The following is a 15,244-nucleotide window of genomic DNA, read 5'->3' as shown; positions in this document are numbered from 1 at the left end:
CGCTCGACGCCATCGCGCTGCCGATCGCCTGCGCGAGCAACAGCAACCGCGCCTACGTGGAAGCGGCGCTCGCGCGCACCGGCCTGAAGCGGCACTTCGGCGAACGGCTGTTCTGCGCGGACGGCGTCGAGCGGCCGAAGCCCGCGCCCGACGTGTATCTGGCCGCCGCGCACACGCTCGGCTTCGCGCCGGCGCACTGCCTGGTGGTGGAGGACAGCGCGACCGGCATCACCGCCGCGGCTGCGGCCGGCATGACGGTGATCGGCTTCATCGGCGGCGGGCACGCTTCGCCGTCGCAGGTCGATGCGTTGCGCGCGATCGGCGCGCGCCACGTGTTCGACCGCATGGATGCGCTGCCGGGGCTGGTTGCGCAATGGATCGCGACAGGCACCGTGCCGTCGCAATGAATGCAGGGCCGCGCGCGGGCAGGCCCGCCGCGCGCGTCGAACCGGCCGCACCGCTCATGGGCGGCCGTCAATGGAGCGGAGACAAATCATGGCAAGCGTGCTTCTGCGCAATATCGGCAAGCGCTACGACGACAACGAAGTGCTGAGCAATGTGAACCTCGACATCGCCGATGGCGAGTTCGTGGTGTTCGTCGGCCCCAGCGGCTGCGGCAAGTCCACGCTGATGCGGATGATCGCCGGGCTGGAAGATATTTCCGGCGGCGACCTGATGATCGACGGCGTGCGCGTGAACGAGACGCCGAGCGCCAAGCGCGGCATCGCGATGGTGTTCCAGTCCTACGCGCTCTATCCGCACATGACGCTGTACGACAACATGGCGTTCGGCCTGAAGCTGGCCGGCGCGAAGAAGCCCGAGATCGACGCCGCCGTGCGCAACGCGGCCAGGATCCTGCACATCGATCACCTGCTGGAGCGCAAGCCGAAGCAACTGTCGGGCGGCCAGCGCCAGCGCGTCGCGATCGGCCGCGCGATCACGCGCAAGCCGAAGGTGTTCCTGTTCGACGAACCGCTGTCGAACCTCGACGCCGCGCTGCGCGTGAAGATGCGTCTCGAGTTCGCGCGCCTGCACGACGAGCTGAAGACCACGATGATCTACGTGACCCACGATCAGGTCGAGGCGATGACGCTGGCCGACAAGATCGTGGTGCTGTCGGGCGGCAGCGTGCAGCAGGTCGGCACGCCGAACACGCTCTATCACGCGCCGGCCAACCGCTTCGTGGCGGGCTTCATCGGCTCGCCGAAAATGAACTTCCTCGAAGGCGTGGCGCAGGCCGTGTCGGCCGACGAGGCGACGGTGCGCTTCGAGTCGGGCGAGACGCAGCGCGTGGCGGTGCGCACCGGCGCGCTGAAGACGGGCGACAAGGTCACGGTCGGCATCCGCCCCGAGCATCTGCAGGTCGGCGTGGCTGACGGCGAGGGTGTGGCGGTCAAGACCATGGCGGTGGAATCGCTCGGCGATTCGGCTTATCTGTACGCCGAGTCGGCGGTCGCGCCGGACGGCATGATCGCGCGCATCCCGCCGCTCGAAACGCATCGCCCGGGCACGATCCTGCGCGTGCAGGCCGCGCCCGAGCATTGCCATCTGTTCGATGCCGAAGGCCGGGCGTTCGAGCGGCGCTCGCCGCACGCGAAGGCGGCCTGAGCGAATAGCGAACAGGATCGGGCTCGCCCAGGCGGGCGGCCCGGTTGCATGCAGAGCGAGCCGTTGTCGAGGCCGCGCGAATCCCGCGCGGCCTTTTTTCGTTGTGGGCGGCGCGATGGGCGCCGATGCGATCGCCCGCGCAGGCGGTCCAACGAAAAACGGCGGCCGTCGAGGCCGCCGTTCCGCGCGAGGCTGGCAGAGCAGACGCCGTGCTCAGTCCGACAGCGCCGCCCGCGCGCAGCTCTCGTCGGTCACGATGCCCGACAGCCAGCCGCCGCGCAGCGCGGCCAGCACGGCCGCCTGCTTGCGCGGGCCGCCCGCGAAGCCGATGGTCGGCCGGCGCGGCGGCGCGTCGAGCGGCACGCTCGTCACGCGCGCGGTGGACGGCGTGACGACGCGGCCGCCGCGCGCATCCATCGGCAACCCGACCATCTCGGCCACGGCGCCGTATTCCATCATCTCGCTCAGCTCGTCCGCCGTGATGAAGCCGTCCACATGCAGCGGGCAATCGTCGCCCACGTTGCCGATGCCGACGAACGCCACGTCGGCGTCGGCCGTCAATTGCTCGACGATCCGGTACAGGCGGTGATTGCACCACTGCGCGCGCTCGGCCTCGTTGTCGGCGATCAGCGGCGCGGGCAGCAGGAAGTGCTTGCCGCCGGTTTTCTCGGAGATGTGCTGCGCGACGTCGTACGGGTTCGACGAGCCGTCCTGCGCGATCGCGCCGACCATCGACACCAGCCGGTGCTGCGGCCGCTCGATCTGCGCGATCTGCGCCACGGCCGCCTTCAGCGTGCGGCCGCTGCTGACCGCGATCACCATCGGCCGTTCCTCGTTGATGTAGCGCTCCATGACCTGCGCGCCGGCCACGGCCAGCTTGCGGTCGATCGAATCGGGCGTGTCGGCGTCGATCGGCACCACTTCGCAGAGCGACAGGCCGTAGCGCTTCGACAATTGCGCGGCCAGATCGAGGCAATCGGCCACGCGGTGATCGACGCGCACGCGGATCAGGTTCTTCTCGACCGCGAACGCCACGAGCCGCTGCGCGACCGGCCGCGAGACCTGCAATTTCTCGGCGATCTCGTTCTGCGTGTCGCCGGCCACGTAGTAGAGCCAGGCGGCGCGCGTGGCGAGATCGAGTTTTTCGGATGACTTGGACACGGTGCGAGGTCGCTCGGAACGGGGCAGGCGGAAAAGGTAGCGATCCTATCGCAATCGGCGTCAGGCGAGACGCGGGCGCGACGGTTCGAACAGCGGCCGGACGTGGCGGTACAGCGCGCGATAGGCGTCGAGCCGCTCGCGCAGCCGCGCGTGGCGGGCCGCATCGGGCACGTACTCGGCCGACAGCGGCGGCTTGGTCAGCACTTGCGACGGATCGCCGCCGTCGGCCAGCCAGCCGAGCCGCGCCGCGCCGAGCGCCGCGCCGGTCGCGCCGCCGCCGAGCTGGTGGGTGCGCACGTCGAGCGTGTCGGCCATCAGCTGCGCCCAGTACGCGCTGCGCGCGCCGCCGCCGATCAGCGCCAGCGATTCGCAGGCCGAGCCGGCCGCCACCAGCGCGTCGTGGCCGTCGGCGATCGCCAGCGTCACGCCTTCGAGCACCGCGTAGCCGAGCCGCGCGCGGTCGGTGCCGTGCGTCATGCCGTAGAACACGCCCTGCGCGTACGGATCGTTGTGCGGCGTGCGCTCGCCCGACAGGTAGGGCAGGAAGATCGGCGCGTCGGCCAGCTCGGCCGGATCGAGCGCGGCCACTTCGGCGATCAGCGTGGGCTCGTCGGTCGAGGTCAGCTTGCAGACCCAGCGCAGGCAGCTCGCGGCCGACAGCACCACGCTCATCTGCTGCCAGCGGTTCGGGATCGCGTGGCAGAACGCGTGCACGGCGCGTTCGGGATACGGCATGAAGCGGTCGCCGACGATGCTGAGCACGCCCGAGGTGCCGAGCGAGACGAAGCCGTCGCCGGGCTGCGTCGCGCCGATGCCGAGCGCGCTGGTGGCGTTGTCGCCGCCGCCGCCGGCCACCACGATGCCGTCCTTCAGGCCGAGTTCGCGCGCCACGTCGCCGCGCAGCGTGCCCGACGGCGCGTTGCCCTCGATCACGCGCGGCATCTGATCGCGCGTCATGCCGCCGGCCTCCAGCAGCGTGTCGGACCAGTCGCGGCGCGCCACGTCGAGCCACAGCGTGCCGGCCGCGTCCGACGGATCGGACACGCGGTTGCCGGTGAGCCGCAGCCGCAGGTAATCCTTCGGCAGCAGCACGCAGGCGATGCGGCGGAACACGTCCGGCTCGTGATTGGCGACCCACATCAGCTTGGGCGCGGTGAAGCCCGGCATCGCGAGATTGCCGGCGAGCTTGTGCAGCTCGGGCGCGCGTTCGGTCAGCGCCGTGCATTCCTCGTCGCTGCGCATGTCGTTCCACAGGATCGCGGGCCGCAGCACGCGATCCTCGCGGTCGAGCAGCACCGCGCCGTGCATCTGGCCCGACAGGCCGATGCCGCGCACCTGCGCGTAGTCGGACGGATGGCGCGCGCGCAGCGCGGCCAGTGCCGCGCAGGTGCCCGCCCACCAATCCTCGGGCTGTTGCTCGGCCCAGCGCGGATGCGCGCGCGTGACGGTGAAGGGCGTACCCGCCGTGCCGACGACGGTGCCGTCGGGAGAAAGCAGCAGCACCTTGACTTCCGAGGTGCCGAGATCGATGCCGAGATACATGATGGGCGGAAGCAGTCCGTCGTCAGAGAGTCGCTACTGTAGCCGCGCGCCCCGGCCGGTGCCAATGCCGGATGACCCGCACACGGCGCGGGCCGGGGAGGGCGGAGCGGGTTCAGTTCGCGTCGCGCCAGGCGTCGACGCGGGCCAGCCCGGCGCGCAGCGCGTGCAGCAGCCGCGCGTCGCCGGCCAGCGATCCCCACAGCCCGCGATCGGCGGCCAGCGCGGCCGCCGGATCGTCGGCCGCGACGATCGCGCGCGCCACGCCCGGATCCATCACGCCGTCCTGGTACGCATACGGCAGCAGGCCCTGCGCCCAGCGCTCGAGAAAGCGCAGGAACAGCGCCGGCAGCACGGCCGTCGACACCGGCTCGGCGCCGCGCGCGAAGCAGTCGGCGAAGGTCGGCGCGATGAAGCCGGGGATCTTCGAGAAGCCGTCGGCGGCCACGCGCTGGTTGGTGTCGAGGATGTACGGATTGCCGAAGCGCTCCAGCACCACGTCGCGATAGCGCGCCAGATCGAGCGGGCTCGGCGTCAGCGACGGGATCACGTCGTCGCTCACGTAGGCGTGCGCGAGCGCGCGGATCGCCGGGTCGTGCGTGCCTTCGTGGATGTACGACAGGCCCGCCAGCGTGCCGGCCCAGGCGATGCAGCTGTGGGTGGCGTTGAGGATGCGGATCTTCGCTTCCTCGTACGGATGCACGTCGTCCACCATTTCCGCGCCCGCCTGTTCCCAGGCCGGGCGGCCCGCCACGAAGCGATCCTCGATCACCCACTGGATGAACGATTCGCCCATCACCGGGCAGGCGTCGTCCATGCCGGTGGCGGCCTTCACGCGTTCGGCCACGTCGGGCGTGGGGCGCGGCGTGATGCGGTCGACCATCGCGCTCGGGCACGACACGTTCGCGTCGAACCAGGCCAGCAGGTCGGTCAGGCCGCGCCGTTCGAGGAACTCGCGCATGCCGGCCTCGAAACGCGCGCCGTTGCTGCGCAGGTTGTCGCAGCTTTGCAGCGTGACAGGGCCGCCGCCGCGGGCCTGCCGTTCGGTCAGCAGCGCGGCCAGCGCGCCGTAGATGGTGGTGCGCGCGCCTTGCAGATCGGCGGCCAGATCGGGATTGCCGGCGTCGAGCCGGTTGTGTTCGTCGAGGTAGTAGCCGCCTTCGGTCACGGTGAACGAGACGATCCGGCAGGCCGGATCGGCGCCGGCCTCGATCAGCGCCCGCAGGTCGATCGACCAGGGCAGCACGCGCGAGATCGAGCGGATCGCCTCGTAGGTGCGCTCGCCGGCCGGCGTGACGGTTTCGAGCGTGTAGACGCCCTGCTGCGCGGCCAGCGCGTCCATCGTCGCCTGCATGTCGTCGCGGATGTTGGCGACCGCCAGCGACCAGCGCGCGTCCGGCGCGGCGGCTTCGTTGACGCGGTGCAGATACCAGGCCTGATGGGCGCGGTGAAAGGACCCGGCGCCGATGTGGAGGATCACGGGCGCGGCGGTCGGCGAAGGATTCATCCGTTGTCTCCTGGTGGCCGGTCACGGCCTTGTTAAGATCATTTGCTCTCTACGTGAACGAATGATCATGTTCGAGCCTGCGAAAGTCAAGGCGGAACGCACGCATTTCGATGCTGCGCTGCGGCGTGAAACGGCGCGGGAAAAACGGCGGGCGGGGCGGGTGGCGCGGGCAGGACGCCCGCGCGCGATCGTGTTGCGATGCGTGCCGCGCGGGCACGCGTTGGGCGGCTTACAGCGTGGTGCGCACGTGCCACAGCTCGGGGAACAGCACCACGTCGAGCATCTTGCGCAGATACGGCGCGCCGTTGGTGCCGCCCGTGCCCTGCTTGAAGCCGATGATGCGCTCGACCGTGGTGACGTGACGGAAGCGCCACTGGCGGAACGCGTCCTCCAGATCGACCAGTTCCTCGGCCATTTCGTACAGTTGCCAGTGTGCCGACGGATCGCGGTAGACGGCCAGCCAGGCCGCCTCGACCGACACGTCGTGCTCGGTCGGCGCGCGCCAGTCGCGTTCGAGCCGCTCGGGCGCGATCGCGAAGCCGCGCCGCGCGAGCAGCCGCACGACCTCGTCGTACAGCGACGGCGCGTCGAGCGTGGCCTCGACTTCCGCGAGGATGTCGGGGCGGTGCGCGTGCGGCTTGAGCATCTGCGCGTTCTTGTTGCCGAGCAGGAATTCGAGCTGGCGATACTGATACGACTGGAAGCCCGACGACGCGCCGAGGTACGGCCGCATCGCCGAGTATTCCGACGGCGTCATGGTGGCCAGCACGTTCCACGCCTGCACCAGTTGTTCGAGGATCCGCGAGACGCGCGCCAGCATCTTGAACGCCGGCGGCAGCGCGTCGGCGCGGATCGAATCGAGCGCGCCGCGCAGTTCGTAGAGCGCGAGCTTCATCCACAGCTCGCTGGTTTGATGCTGGATGATGAACAGCATCTCGTTGTGGTCGGGCGAGAGCGGGTGCTGCGCGTTGAGGATCGGCGTCAGCGACAGGTAATCGCCGTAGCTCATCGACTTCGAGAAGTCGAGCTGGGCTTCGTGCCAGCCTTCGCCGCCGGCGGCGGGTGCGGCCGGTGCGCCCGAGAACGGGCAGCGCTGCGGCGCGTCGGCGCCGGCGTGGCTCGGGGCCGATTGATCGGGATTCACGATGACAGGCTCCGTGGGGTCGATGGGATTCGATGGGGGCGAGAGGCGTGCGCGGGGGCTCAGGTCACGTCGGTGCGCGCGGCGAATTCGGGCGCCTGCCAGGCGCGCGTTTCGAGCACGTCGCGCAGCGTGTCCACGGCATCCCACACGTCGACGAAGCGCGTGTAGAGCGGCGTGAAGCCGAAGCGCAGGATGCGCGGCTCGCGGTAATCGCCGATCACGCCGCGCGCGATCAGCGCGCGCATCACCTCGTAGCCGTGCGGATGCTCGAAGCTGGCCTGCGAGCCGCGCCGGGCCGCCTTGCGCGGCGTGACGAGCGTCAGGTCGAGCCCGGCGCAGCGCGTTTCCACCAGCGCGATGAACGCGTCGGCCAGCGCCAGCGACTTGCGGCGGATCGCGGCCATGTTCGTTTCGTGGAAGATGTCGAGCCCGCATTCGACCATCGACATCGACACGATCGGCTGCGTGCCGCACAGGAAGCGCGAGATGCTCGCGTCGGGCTGGAAGCCCGGCTCCATCGCGAACGGCGCGCGATGGCTCCACCAGCCCGACAGCGGCTGCTCGAAGCTGGCCTGATGGCGCTTCGGCACCCACACGAAGGCCGGCGAGCCGGGGCCGCCGTTCAGGTATTTGTAGGTGCAGCCCACCGCGCCGTCCGCGCCCGCGCCGTTCAGATCCACCGGCACCGCGCCGGCCGAATGCGCGAGATCCCACAGCATCAGCGCGCCGGCCTGCTGCGCGTGGCGCGTCAGTGCGGCCATGTCGTGCATGTAGCCGCTGCGGTAATTCACGTGCGTGATCATCGCCACCGCGCAGTGCTCGTCGATCGCCGCCTCGAGTTCAGCGGCGTCGTCCACCAGGCGCAATTCGTAGCCGCGGTCGAGCTGGGCGATCAGGCCCTGCGCGATATACAGATCCGACGGGAAATTCGAGCGCTCCGAGACGATCACGCGGCGCGACGGCGCGCGCTTGGCCTGCTCGCGCAGCATCGCGGCCAGCAGCTTGAACAGGTTGACCGAAATCGTGTCGGTGATCGCCACTTCGGCGTCGGCCGCGCCGATCAGCGGCGCGAGTCGATCGCCGAGGCGGCGCGGCAGCGCGAACCAGCCCGCGGTGTTCCAGCTGCGGATCAGGTCGTGGCCCCATTCGGCCTCGATCACCTGGCGCGCGCGCTCGGCCGCGGCCTTCGGGCGTGCGCCGAGCGAGTTGCCGTCGAGGTAGATGGTGTCGTCGGGCAGCGCAAAGCGTTCGCGCAGCGGGGCGAGCGGGTCGTCGCGGTCGAGGGCGAGCGCGTCTTCGCGGGTATTCATGGCGTCGAATCTCATGGAAGTGGGAGCGGCGCGGGGGCGCCGGATCGGTTGGATCGGGTCAGGCCGCGCCGGGCAGCGCGCGCAGGACGGCGCGCACCGGGCTGGCGTCGAGCGTGGCGAATTTCAGCGGCAGCGCGATCAGCTCGTAATCGCCGGCCGGCACCGCGTCGAGCACCAGCCCTTCGAGGATCGCCATGCCGTGCGCGCGAACGCGTCCGTGCGACGCCATCGTTTTCGATTCCTGCGGATCGAGCGAGGGCGTGTCGATGCCGACCAGCCGCACGCCGTGCGCGGCCAGCAGATCGATCGCGGCCGGGGCGACGGCGCAGAACGCGCTGTCCCAGGCGTCCTGCGGCGCGGCAGCGTAGGTGCGCAGCAGCACGCGCGCCGGCGCGCCGGCCAGCGCGCCGGCGATCTGTTCAGGCGTGACGAGCGGCGCCGCGCCGCGGCAGTCGATCACGCGGCACGGGCCAAGATAGGCGTCGAGCGCTACCGCACCGATCGGCGCGCCGTTCGCGTCGTAATGTAGCGGCGCATCCGCGTGGGCGCCGGTGTGCGGCGACAGCGTCAGCCGCGCGACGTTGACCGGCGAGCCGGCCTCGATGCGCCAGACGCGCTCGACCGACACCGGCGTGTCGCCCGGCCAGACAGGCGTGGCGGGGGAAATGGCGGGGGAAATGTCCCAGAGCGTGTCCATCGTCGTTGAGCAAGTTCCGATCCGTCGAATGATAGGCAAACGACGTTGAAAGGTGCTTGCGAAATAAACATGGACATTCCGCAAATATCGCAGATAATTTGAACGATAGTCAAAACGGGGACCAGAAATGCACGCGATCTCGCTCGATGCTACCGATTGCCGTATTCTCGCCGTATTGCAGCAGGAGGGCCGGATCAGCAACCTCGATCTGGCCGAGCGTATTTCATTGTCGCCGTCCGCTTGCCTGCGGCGGATGCGCCTGCTCGAGGAGCAGGGCGTGATCGAGTGCTACCGCGCCTGCCTGAGCCGCGAAAAATTGGGGTTTGAACTGGAGGCGTTCGTGCAGGTGTCGATGCGCAACGACCAGGAGCAATGGCACGAGCGCTTCGCCGAGGCGATCAAGGCCTGGCCGGAGGTGGCGTCGGCGTTCGTGGTGACGGGCGAGACGCACTATCTGCTGCGCGTGCTGGCCCACAATCTGAAGCACTACTCCGATTTCGTGCTGAACCAGCTCTACAAGGCGCCGGGCGTGATGGACATCCGCTCGAACATCGTCTTGCAGACGCTCAAGGACGAGGCGGGGCCGCCCGTCTCGCTGGCGCGCACGGGCGCCGTCAAAGCCGAGTGAGGTCGTGGAACGCGCCGCCGTGGAACACCAGCGGCGCGAGCGAGCCGGCATCGGGGTGCAGGCCGCAGCGTTCGACCTCGCCGACGAAGATCACGTGGTCGCCCTCGTCGTAGCGGCTGCGGTTGTGGCATTCGAACCAGGCCAGCGCGCCGTCGAGCACGGGCATGCCCGACTGGCCGGCCTCGTGCGACACCCCTTCGAAGCGGTCGCCCTTGGCGGTCGCGAAGCGTTTGCACAGATCGAACTGCGACGCCGCCAGCACATTGATCACATAATGGCTGTTGCCGCGAAACACCGGCAGCGACGCCGAGCGCGTGGCCAGGCTCCACAGCACGAGGGGCGGATCGAGCGACACCGAATTGAACGAGCTGGCGGTAATACCGATCAACTGGCCGGACGGCGCGCGCGTGGTGATGACCGTCACGCCGGTGGCGAACTGGCCGAGCGCCTGGCGGAACGCGGCAACGTCGAAATCGGGCGGCACGGCGCGCATCGTCATCGGGATACCGCCTTCGGGGAGCTGGAAAGCACGGGAAGTGACGTCATCTGGAAATCCGGGAAATTGTCCCGATTTTAGCGGATTCGATGGCCGCCCGACCCGGCGGCCCGCAACGGTTCGGCCGAACCGCGGCCGGATCTTCTGTCACGAGCGGGCATGAATCAGGCGGTGCAGGACGTCGCCATCGGCGGCGGGTGTTTCTGGTGCCAGGTATCGGCAAAACGTTGTTTATTAGCAGTAATGCAACTCCAAGTTGATGATTTTAAACGATGTCGTTTTCAGGTTGAACTTTTATAGGTTTTTCATAGGTTATTTTGCTCTGATGAGGAACCAGACACACAGCCAAGCTGTGGTCTGAGGCAATCAGAAGGACACGGCGGAGCGGTTCGAACATACAGCCCTATCGGGATCAGTTGCTAGTGTGGTGTAGCTGCGATAAAATTGGACTATGGTTTTTTTCGCGAGCGAAACAAGATGATTCCCGATGTGATAACAACAAAAGAAGCTGCTGAAATGATGCGGCTTACTGAGCAGCGAGTTCGCACTCTCTTGAAGAACGGAACAATTGCAGGTCAACAACTAGGAAAGCAATGGCTTGTTGATCGTGAAAGCTTGGTTCAATACTTGGCCGTTCCTCAAAACCATGTTAACCCGCTGGATCGTAAAAATACATCTAAGGAAAAACCAAAATTCATTGCACTGAGTTTTTTCTCTGGTGCCATGGGTCTTGATATAGGGTTGGAAAAATCAGGAATTGAGGTTCTATCAACATGCGAGTTTGATAAGGCATGTAGAAAGACTATTGTTGCAAATAAACCTGAAATTGCATTGCTTGGTGATGTTTGGAATTACACGCCGGAACAAATCAGAGAAGCGGCAGGGCTTTCGCCAGTAGAAGAGATTGATCTGATCGTTGGCGGGCCGCCATGCCAAGCCTTTAGCACTGCTGGGGCAAGAAGAGGTTTTAATGATCAGCGAGGTGGTGCTCTAATTCGCTACCTGGAACTGATTGAGGAGCTGCAGCCGCGATATGCTGTATTGGAAAATGTTCGTGGTCTTCTGTCGGCTCCGTTATCACACCGTCCTCACTCTGAAAGGGATGGGGAGAATCCACTTAACTCTGATGAGCAACCTGGTGGGGCATTGCTTTTAATCGTGAATAGATTAAGGGAGGCCGGATATGGTGTTTCCTTCAATCTATACAACTCTGCAAATTTCGGCTCTCCGCAAGTTCGCGAGCGAGTGGTTTTGATTTGTCACAAGGGTGGTGAAGAATTACCTTATCTGGAGCCAACTCATAGCAACGACCCTGGTTTCGGTTTGCCAAAGTGGAACACTTTCAGAAATGCTGTATCTGGGTTGGAGGACGTTCAACATCAGCATTTGAATTTTCCGGAAGACCGCTTGAAGTACTATCGGATGCTTGGTTCGGGTGAATATTGGAAGAATCTACCACTGGATTTGCAAAAAGAGGCTCTCGGAAAATCGTTTTATGCTGGTGGTGGTAAGACAGGTTTTTTGAGAAGACTTGCTTGGGACAAGCCTTCTCCTACCTTGGTGACACACCCAGCTATGCCAGCAACTGACTTGGCTCATCCTGTTGAAAACAGACCACTAAGCATTCAAGAATATAAGAGAGTGCAACAATTTCCTGATGATTGGGTAATTTGTGGTTCTTTGGTTGATCAATATAAGCAAATTGGAAATGCTGTGCCGACTGGGCTTGGTGAAGCAATTGGAAGGTTGATTTTAAAGCATTCCAATGGTGAATCAATTTCAAGTATTGAAGATTTTCCTTATTCTAGATACAAAGACACTGATCATCGGACATGGCTTGCCAAGCACAAAGGAAGTAAGCCAAAAGAGATTGTGAAAAAGAAGAAAAGTAAAAAAGAGAATTTGACGCCGGATATGTTTGAATGAAAAAAAGCACCCATGTGGGTGCTTTTTTTATCTCAATCCTTGGATGCTCTGTATTGTTGAGGTGCCCACTCGCCGGGCAATGGTAAGTAGTTCCTCATAAAACCCTATGCCGCCAAGCGTGTCCCAGTATTCTTTCCCGATTAAAATACAAGGGTCGGTATTGAAGTTGAAAATGTTTTTTGGTGGTGTCCAAGCATAATCCGACTTATTTTCACCATATGGATTGTAGTAAAGACCGTAATAGACATTGGCTGTGGGGTCGGCCAACTTAAGTTTAAGTAAATCTCGTTTGGCTTCGGCCGTCTGATCAATGTTCGGCTTGACAGTCTTGATGCTCATATAGTTGTTTATGCCGTTCTTTCTCCAATAAAGATCGGAAATAACCCTATGTGAGTATTGCTGTCCAGTAGGCTGAATTGCGGATAATTGATTTACAGTACTTTGCCAGTTGGCGACTCTAAATCCTGCTCGTATTGATGTAATGTGCTCGTCAATTGCCTGAAGTTGAGGCTGCGACAAGAAGAATGTGGATTCATTTTGATTGACTGCTTCCTCTGCTCCGCCAGAAATTGCAGCAGCCTGAGAAATCCTCTCAATAACCCGCTGTCCAAAAGAAGTGCTGAAGGATCTTTCGAATCGGCTCCAAAAAAGAGCCTCTTCTGAAAGCAATGCACTGTGAAATGGTCGGTGGGTATCTTCACCAGCTATTCGTTGAATAGTGTTCTGAACACAAGAACTGAATTCATTTGCAATGAACTCTGCGCAATCTTCCCGCATCACATCCCTTTGACAAAGCAATAAACCTCAAGTCTACCAAGGGCTCGACTGGATGTGCAGCATGTAAGTGTGCCGACCCAGTGAAAACCTGCTCACGTCATAATGAATGAAAAGACGACGAGCACGAAGATGGACGAAGACATCAAACCGAACTCACGCTGGTCGACCGACCTGTGCCGTATCTGGGCGGGACGAGATGGCTGGGCAACGCTGGCCCTGGTCATCGATTGCTACACGCGCGAGTTGCTGGGCTGGCACCTGTCCCGAAGCGGAAAGGCGACGACCGCGGCAAGCGCACTGGAGCACGCGTTGATCGCGCGATTCGGCACACTGGGTCGAGTATCGACACCGTTCCTGTTGAGGAGCGACAACGGTCTGGTTTTCACGAGCCGAACGTACACGAAGCGGGTGCGTGATTACGGGCTGAAGCAGGCGTTCATCACGCCGCATTGCCCGCAACAAAACGGCATGATCGAGCGGCTGATCAAAACGTTGAAGGAGCCATTCGTGCACCGGCAACGCTTCGAGTCGCTGCAGCATGCGAGCCGCGCCATCGCCGACTGGATTCAGCTCTACAACCACCGGCGACCGCATCAGTCGCTGAAGATGAAGACCCCGGCCGAGGCGTTTGCTTTAGCCGCTTAACCTGTGCAGGTTCGGCTGGGTCATTACAATCAACCTATAGTGGCCAAGTGTTGTGACGGGTATGGAAAAGCAGCCTATCTATGGAAATCAAGGAAATATGATGGAAAACAACCCAGAAAAGACAGAGATTGCGGTTTTAGGTGGTGGTTGTTTCTGGTGCACCGAGGCGGTGTTTCTCGATGTCGACGGCGTGCTCGCCGTGGAATCGGGCTACGCGGGCGGCCAGACGCGCAACCCCACTTACCGCGCCGTGTGCGAGGGCGATACGGGCCACGCCGAAGTGGTCAAGGTGACGTTCGATCCGGCCCGCATCGGCTACCGCGAGATCCTCGAAATCTTCTTCGCCACGCACGATCCGACGCAGTTGAATCGTCAGGGCGCGGACGTCGGCACGCAATATCGTTCGATCGTGTTCGCCGATTCGGACGCGCAGCGCGAGGCCGCGCTCGACGTGATCGCCGCGCTGGGCCGCGAGCAGATCTTCGGCGCGCCGATCGTGACGGTGGTCGAGCCGCTCGACGGCAATTACTGGCCGGCCGAGGAATATCACCGGAACTATTTCGCGCGCAATCCGCAGCAAGGCTATTGCGCGGCCGTGATCGGCCCGAAGGTCGCGAAATTCCGCCAGAAATTCGCGCACCGGCTCAAGTCGCGCGGCGCGTGAGCGCGGCGACCTGACGGCCGGAAGGCGGCCGGTGAACGGAAAACGGCGGCGTCGATTGCGACGCCGCCGTTTTTTCATGGCGCGGGGGCCGATCAGCCCGGATCGGCGCGGTGGCGTTCGACCGATTCGGCGATCGCCTTCGCCAGCGCGATGCACGACAGCGGCGCCGAGCCTTCGGCCTTGTTGTTGATGGTGATCAGCACCGGCTGGCCGGCCAGCACGTAGCGCGCGGCCAGATCGGCGAGCGCTTCGCGCGTGTGCGGATCCTCGTCCACCAGCCGGTCGAACGGGTCGTACTTGGCCTTGGCCTGCTCGTACTTGAAGCCGCCGTGCAGGCTCCAGCGCACCACCAGCGGCCCCGGCGCATCGCCGTCGAGCAGCGCGAGCGCTGCGGCCTGACGCAGCGGATCGGGCATCCGCGCATGGAGGCCGACGCAGTAACGCACGCCCGATGCGGCCAGCGCGCGGATGAAGCGCGGCGTGAGCAGGATCGAATCGCGGATCTCGATCGCGTAGCGCGGGCTGTCCGGCTCGGCCGGCAGCGGCGGCAGCGCCGCGAAGAACGCGCTGAGCCGTTCGATCAGGCCGGCCGGATCGGCTAGCAGCGCGTCGGGCAGCGGCGAGAACTGGAACACCAGCGCGCCGGCCTTGCGGCCGAGGCCGTCGAGGCAGGGCCGCACGAATTCGTCGACGGCGATGCGCGCGTCGAGGAACGCCGGGTTCGGGCCGGCCGGCTCGCCGCGCGAGCCGCGCACCACGGCGTCGGTCACCGAGGCGGGCGCCTTCACGACGAAGCGGAAATCGTCGGGCACCTGCTGCGCGTAGCGCAGATACTCGGCGATCGACAGCGGTGCGTAGAACGAGCGGTCGATGCCGACGCTCTTGAGCAGCGGATGCGCGCCGTAGGCGTCGAGGCCGTCGCGCGAGAGTTTCTGCGGCGAGTAATCGTCGCCGTAGACGATGCCGTTCCAGCCCGGAAACGACCAGGTCGAGGTGCCGAGCCGCACGTTGGGCGGCAGCGCGGCGGCCGTGGCGGCCACGGCGTCGCCGATCGCGGCGGGCGTCACGCCGCGCTTGCGCGAGCGGCGGGCAGGCTTGTCGTCGGGAGCGCGAGCGGCGGCGCTGGCGTTGGCGGGCAGCGG

15 protein-coding genes are annotated in these 15,244 nt (G+C 64.8%); 6 read left to right on the top strand and 9 right to left on the bottom strand.

The genetic code is table 11. The annotated features are described in order from the left end of the window. Both G3N92_RS20865 and ugpC read left to right on the top strand, forming a co-directional pair. Positions 1–407, top strand: a 407-nt coding sequence (locus G3N92_RS20865) for an HAD-IA family hydrolase (RefSeq protein WP_206129477.1), incomplete at its 5' end; no start/stop codon positions are given. 88 nt (positions 408–495) lie between these two features. Beyond that, positions 496–1,608, top strand: a complete 1,113-nt coding sequence (gene ugpC / locus G3N92_RS20860; RefSeq protein ID WP_206129476.1) for a sn-glycerol-3-phosphate ABC transporter ATP-binding protein UgpC — start codon at positions 496–498, stop codon at positions 1,606–1,608. Between the two features lie 213 nt (positions 1,609–1,821). Here the strand turns inward: ugpC and G3N92_RS20855 are convergent, their stop codons facing one another. The 6 genes from G3N92_RS20855 to kynB form a co-directional block, all read right to left on the bottom strand. Further along, positions 1,822–2,769: a sugar-binding transcriptional regulator gene (locus G3N92_RS20855; protein ID WP_206129475.1), complete on the bottom strand. Its 948-nt coding sequence runs from the start codon at positions 2,767–2,769 to the stop codon at positions 1,822–1,824. Between the two features lie 60 nt (positions 2,770–2,829). Beyond that, positions 2,830–4,311: a xylulokinase gene (gene xylB / locus G3N92_RS20850; RefSeq protein ID WP_206129474.1), complete on the bottom strand. Its 1,482-nt coding sequence runs from the start codon at positions 4,309–4,311 to the stop codon at positions 2,830–2,832. Between the two features lie 112 nt (positions 4,312–4,423). Continuing rightward, positions 4,424–5,815 carry a D-arabinitol 4-dehydrogenase gene (gene dalD, locus G3N92_RS20845; protein WP_206129473.1) on the bottom strand — a complete coding sequence of 464 codons (1,392 nt, stop codon included), beginning with the start codon at positions 5,813–5,815 and terminating at the stop codon, positions 4,424–4,426. A gap of 229 nt (positions 5,816–6,044) precedes the next feature. Then, on the bottom strand, positions 6,045–6,959 hold the full coding sequence (gene kynA, locus G3N92_RS20840) for a tryptophan 2,3-dioxygenase (protein ID WP_206129472.1): 915 nt from the start codon (positions 6,957–6,959) through the stop codon (positions 6,045–6,047). 59 nt (positions 6,960–7,018) lie between these two features. Continuing rightward, positions 7,019–8,269 carry a kynureninase gene (gene kynU, locus G3N92_RS20835; protein WP_206129471.1) on the bottom strand — a complete coding sequence of 417 codons (1,251 nt, stop codon included), beginning with the start codon at positions 8,267–8,269 and terminating at the stop codon, positions 7,019–7,021. Between the two features lie 58 nt (positions 8,270–8,327). After that, positions 8,328–8,966 (bottom strand): arylformamidase, encoded by a 639-nt coding sequence (gene kynB, locus G3N92_RS20830; protein WP_206129470.1) that lies wholly within the window; start codon positions 8,964–8,966, stop codon positions 8,328–8,330. Between the two features lie 127 nt (positions 8,967–9,093). Between kynB and G3N92_RS20825 the strand changes: the two genes are divergently transcribed. Next, entirely contained in the window at positions 9,094–9,594 is a 501-nt protein-coding gene (locus tag G3N92_RS20825) for an Lrp/AsnC family transcriptional regulator (protein WP_206129469.1), read from the top strand. On the opposite strand, the gene G3N92_RS20820 is transcribed toward G3N92_RS20825, so the two are convergent. Then, a complete protein-coding gene (locus G3N92_RS20820; RefSeq protein WP_206129479.1) occupies positions 9,581–10,087 on the bottom strand; it encodes a flavin reductase family protein in 507 nt (168 codons plus the stop codon). The two genes, G3N92_RS20825 and G3N92_RS20820, sit on opposite strands and share 14 nt — an antisense overlap. A gap of 480 nt (positions 10,088–10,567) precedes the next feature. Here G3N92_RS20820 and G3N92_RS20815 point away from each other — a divergent pair, with 480 nt between their 5' ends. Then, positions 10,568–12,016 carry a DNA cytosine methyltransferase gene (locus G3N92_RS20815; protein ID WP_206129468.1) on the top strand — a complete coding sequence of 483 codons (1,449 nt, stop codon included), beginning with the start codon at positions 10,568–10,570 and terminating at the stop codon, positions 12,014–12,016. Positions 12,017–12,043: 27 nt separating this feature from the next. Here G3N92_RS20815 and G3N92_RS20810 read toward each other — a convergent pair whose 3' ends face one another. After that, entirely contained in the window at positions 12,044–12,793 is a 750-nt protein-coding gene (locus G3N92_RS20810) for a TdeIII family type II restriction endonuclease (protein ID WP_206129467.1), read from the bottom strand. A gap of 129 nt (positions 12,794–12,922) precedes the next feature. Between G3N92_RS20810 and G3N92_RS20805 the strand changes: the two genes are divergently transcribed. Then, entirely contained in the window at positions 12,923–13,438 is a 516-nt protein-coding gene (locus G3N92_RS20805) for an IS3 family transposase (protein ID WP_241014922.1), read from the top strand. A 100-nt stretch (positions 13,439–13,538) separates the two neighbouring features. Continuing rightward, a complete protein-coding gene (gene msrA / locus G3N92_RS20800; protein ID WP_206129478.1) occupies positions 13,539–14,102 on the top strand; it encodes a peptide-methionine (S)-S-oxide reductase MsrA in 564 nt (187 codons plus the stop codon). A 92-nt stretch (positions 14,103–14,194) separates the two neighbouring features. Here the strand turns inward: msrA and G3N92_RS20795 are convergent. Continuing rightward, on the bottom strand, positions 14,195–15,244 hold a 1,050-nt coding region (locus G3N92_RS20795), incomplete at its 5' end, for a DUF72 domain-containing protein (protein WP_206129466.1).

It is taken from the genome of Burkholderia sp. Ac-20379, assembly GCF_017104645.1.
GTDB lineage: Bacteria > Pseudomonadota > Gammaproteobacteria > Burkholderiales > Burkholderiaceae > Burkholderia.
Note: the sequence above shows the minus strand (reverse complement) of the source record. Positions and strands in the feature narration are given on the sequence as shown.

Excerpts from the sequence above, each read along its gene's own strand:
- G3N92_RS20815 (WP_206129468.1), top strand. The coding sequence starts at position 10,568 with ATGATTCCCGATGTGATAACAACAAAAGAAGCTGCTGAAATGATGCGG.
- G3N92_RS20805 (WP_241014922.1), top strand. The coding sequence starts at position 12,923 with ATGGACGAAGACATCAAACCGAACTCACGCTGGTCGACCGACCTGTGC.
- xylB (WP_206129474.1), bottom strand. The coding sequence starts at position 4,311 with ATGTATCTCGGCATCGATCTCGGCACCTCGGAAGTCAAGGTGCTGCTG.
- kynB (WP_206129470.1), bottom strand. The coding sequence starts at position 8,966 with ATGGACACGCTCTGGGACATTTCCCCCGCCATTTCCCCCGCCACGCCT.
- ugpC (WP_206129476.1), top strand. The coding sequence starts at position 496 with ATGGCAAGCGTGCTTCTGCGCAATATCGGCAAGCGCTACGACGACAAC.
- G3N92_RS20825 (WP_206129469.1), top strand. The coding sequence starts at position 9,094 with ATGCACGCGATCTCGCTCGATGCTACCGATTGCCGTATTCTCGCCGTA.
- G3N92_RS20820 (WP_206129479.1), bottom strand. The coding sequence starts at position 10,087 with ATGCGCGCCGTGCCGCCCGATTTCGACGTTGCCGCGTTCCGCCAGGCG.
- dalD (WP_206129473.1), bottom strand. The coding sequence starts at position 5,815 with ATGAATCCTTCGCCGACCGCCGCGCCCGTGATCCTCCACATCGGCGCC.
- G3N92_RS20810 (WP_206129467.1), bottom strand. The coding sequence starts at position 12,793 with ATGCGGGAAGATTGCGCAGAGTTCATTGCAAATGAATTCAGTTCTTGT.
- kynU (WP_206129471.1), bottom strand. The coding sequence starts at position 8,269 with ATGAATACCCGCGAAGACGCGCTCGCCCTCGACCGCGACGACCCGCTC.
- msrA (WP_206129478.1), top strand. The coding sequence starts at position 13,539 with ATGGAAAACAACCCAGAAAAGACAGAGATTGCGGTTTTAGGTGGTGGT.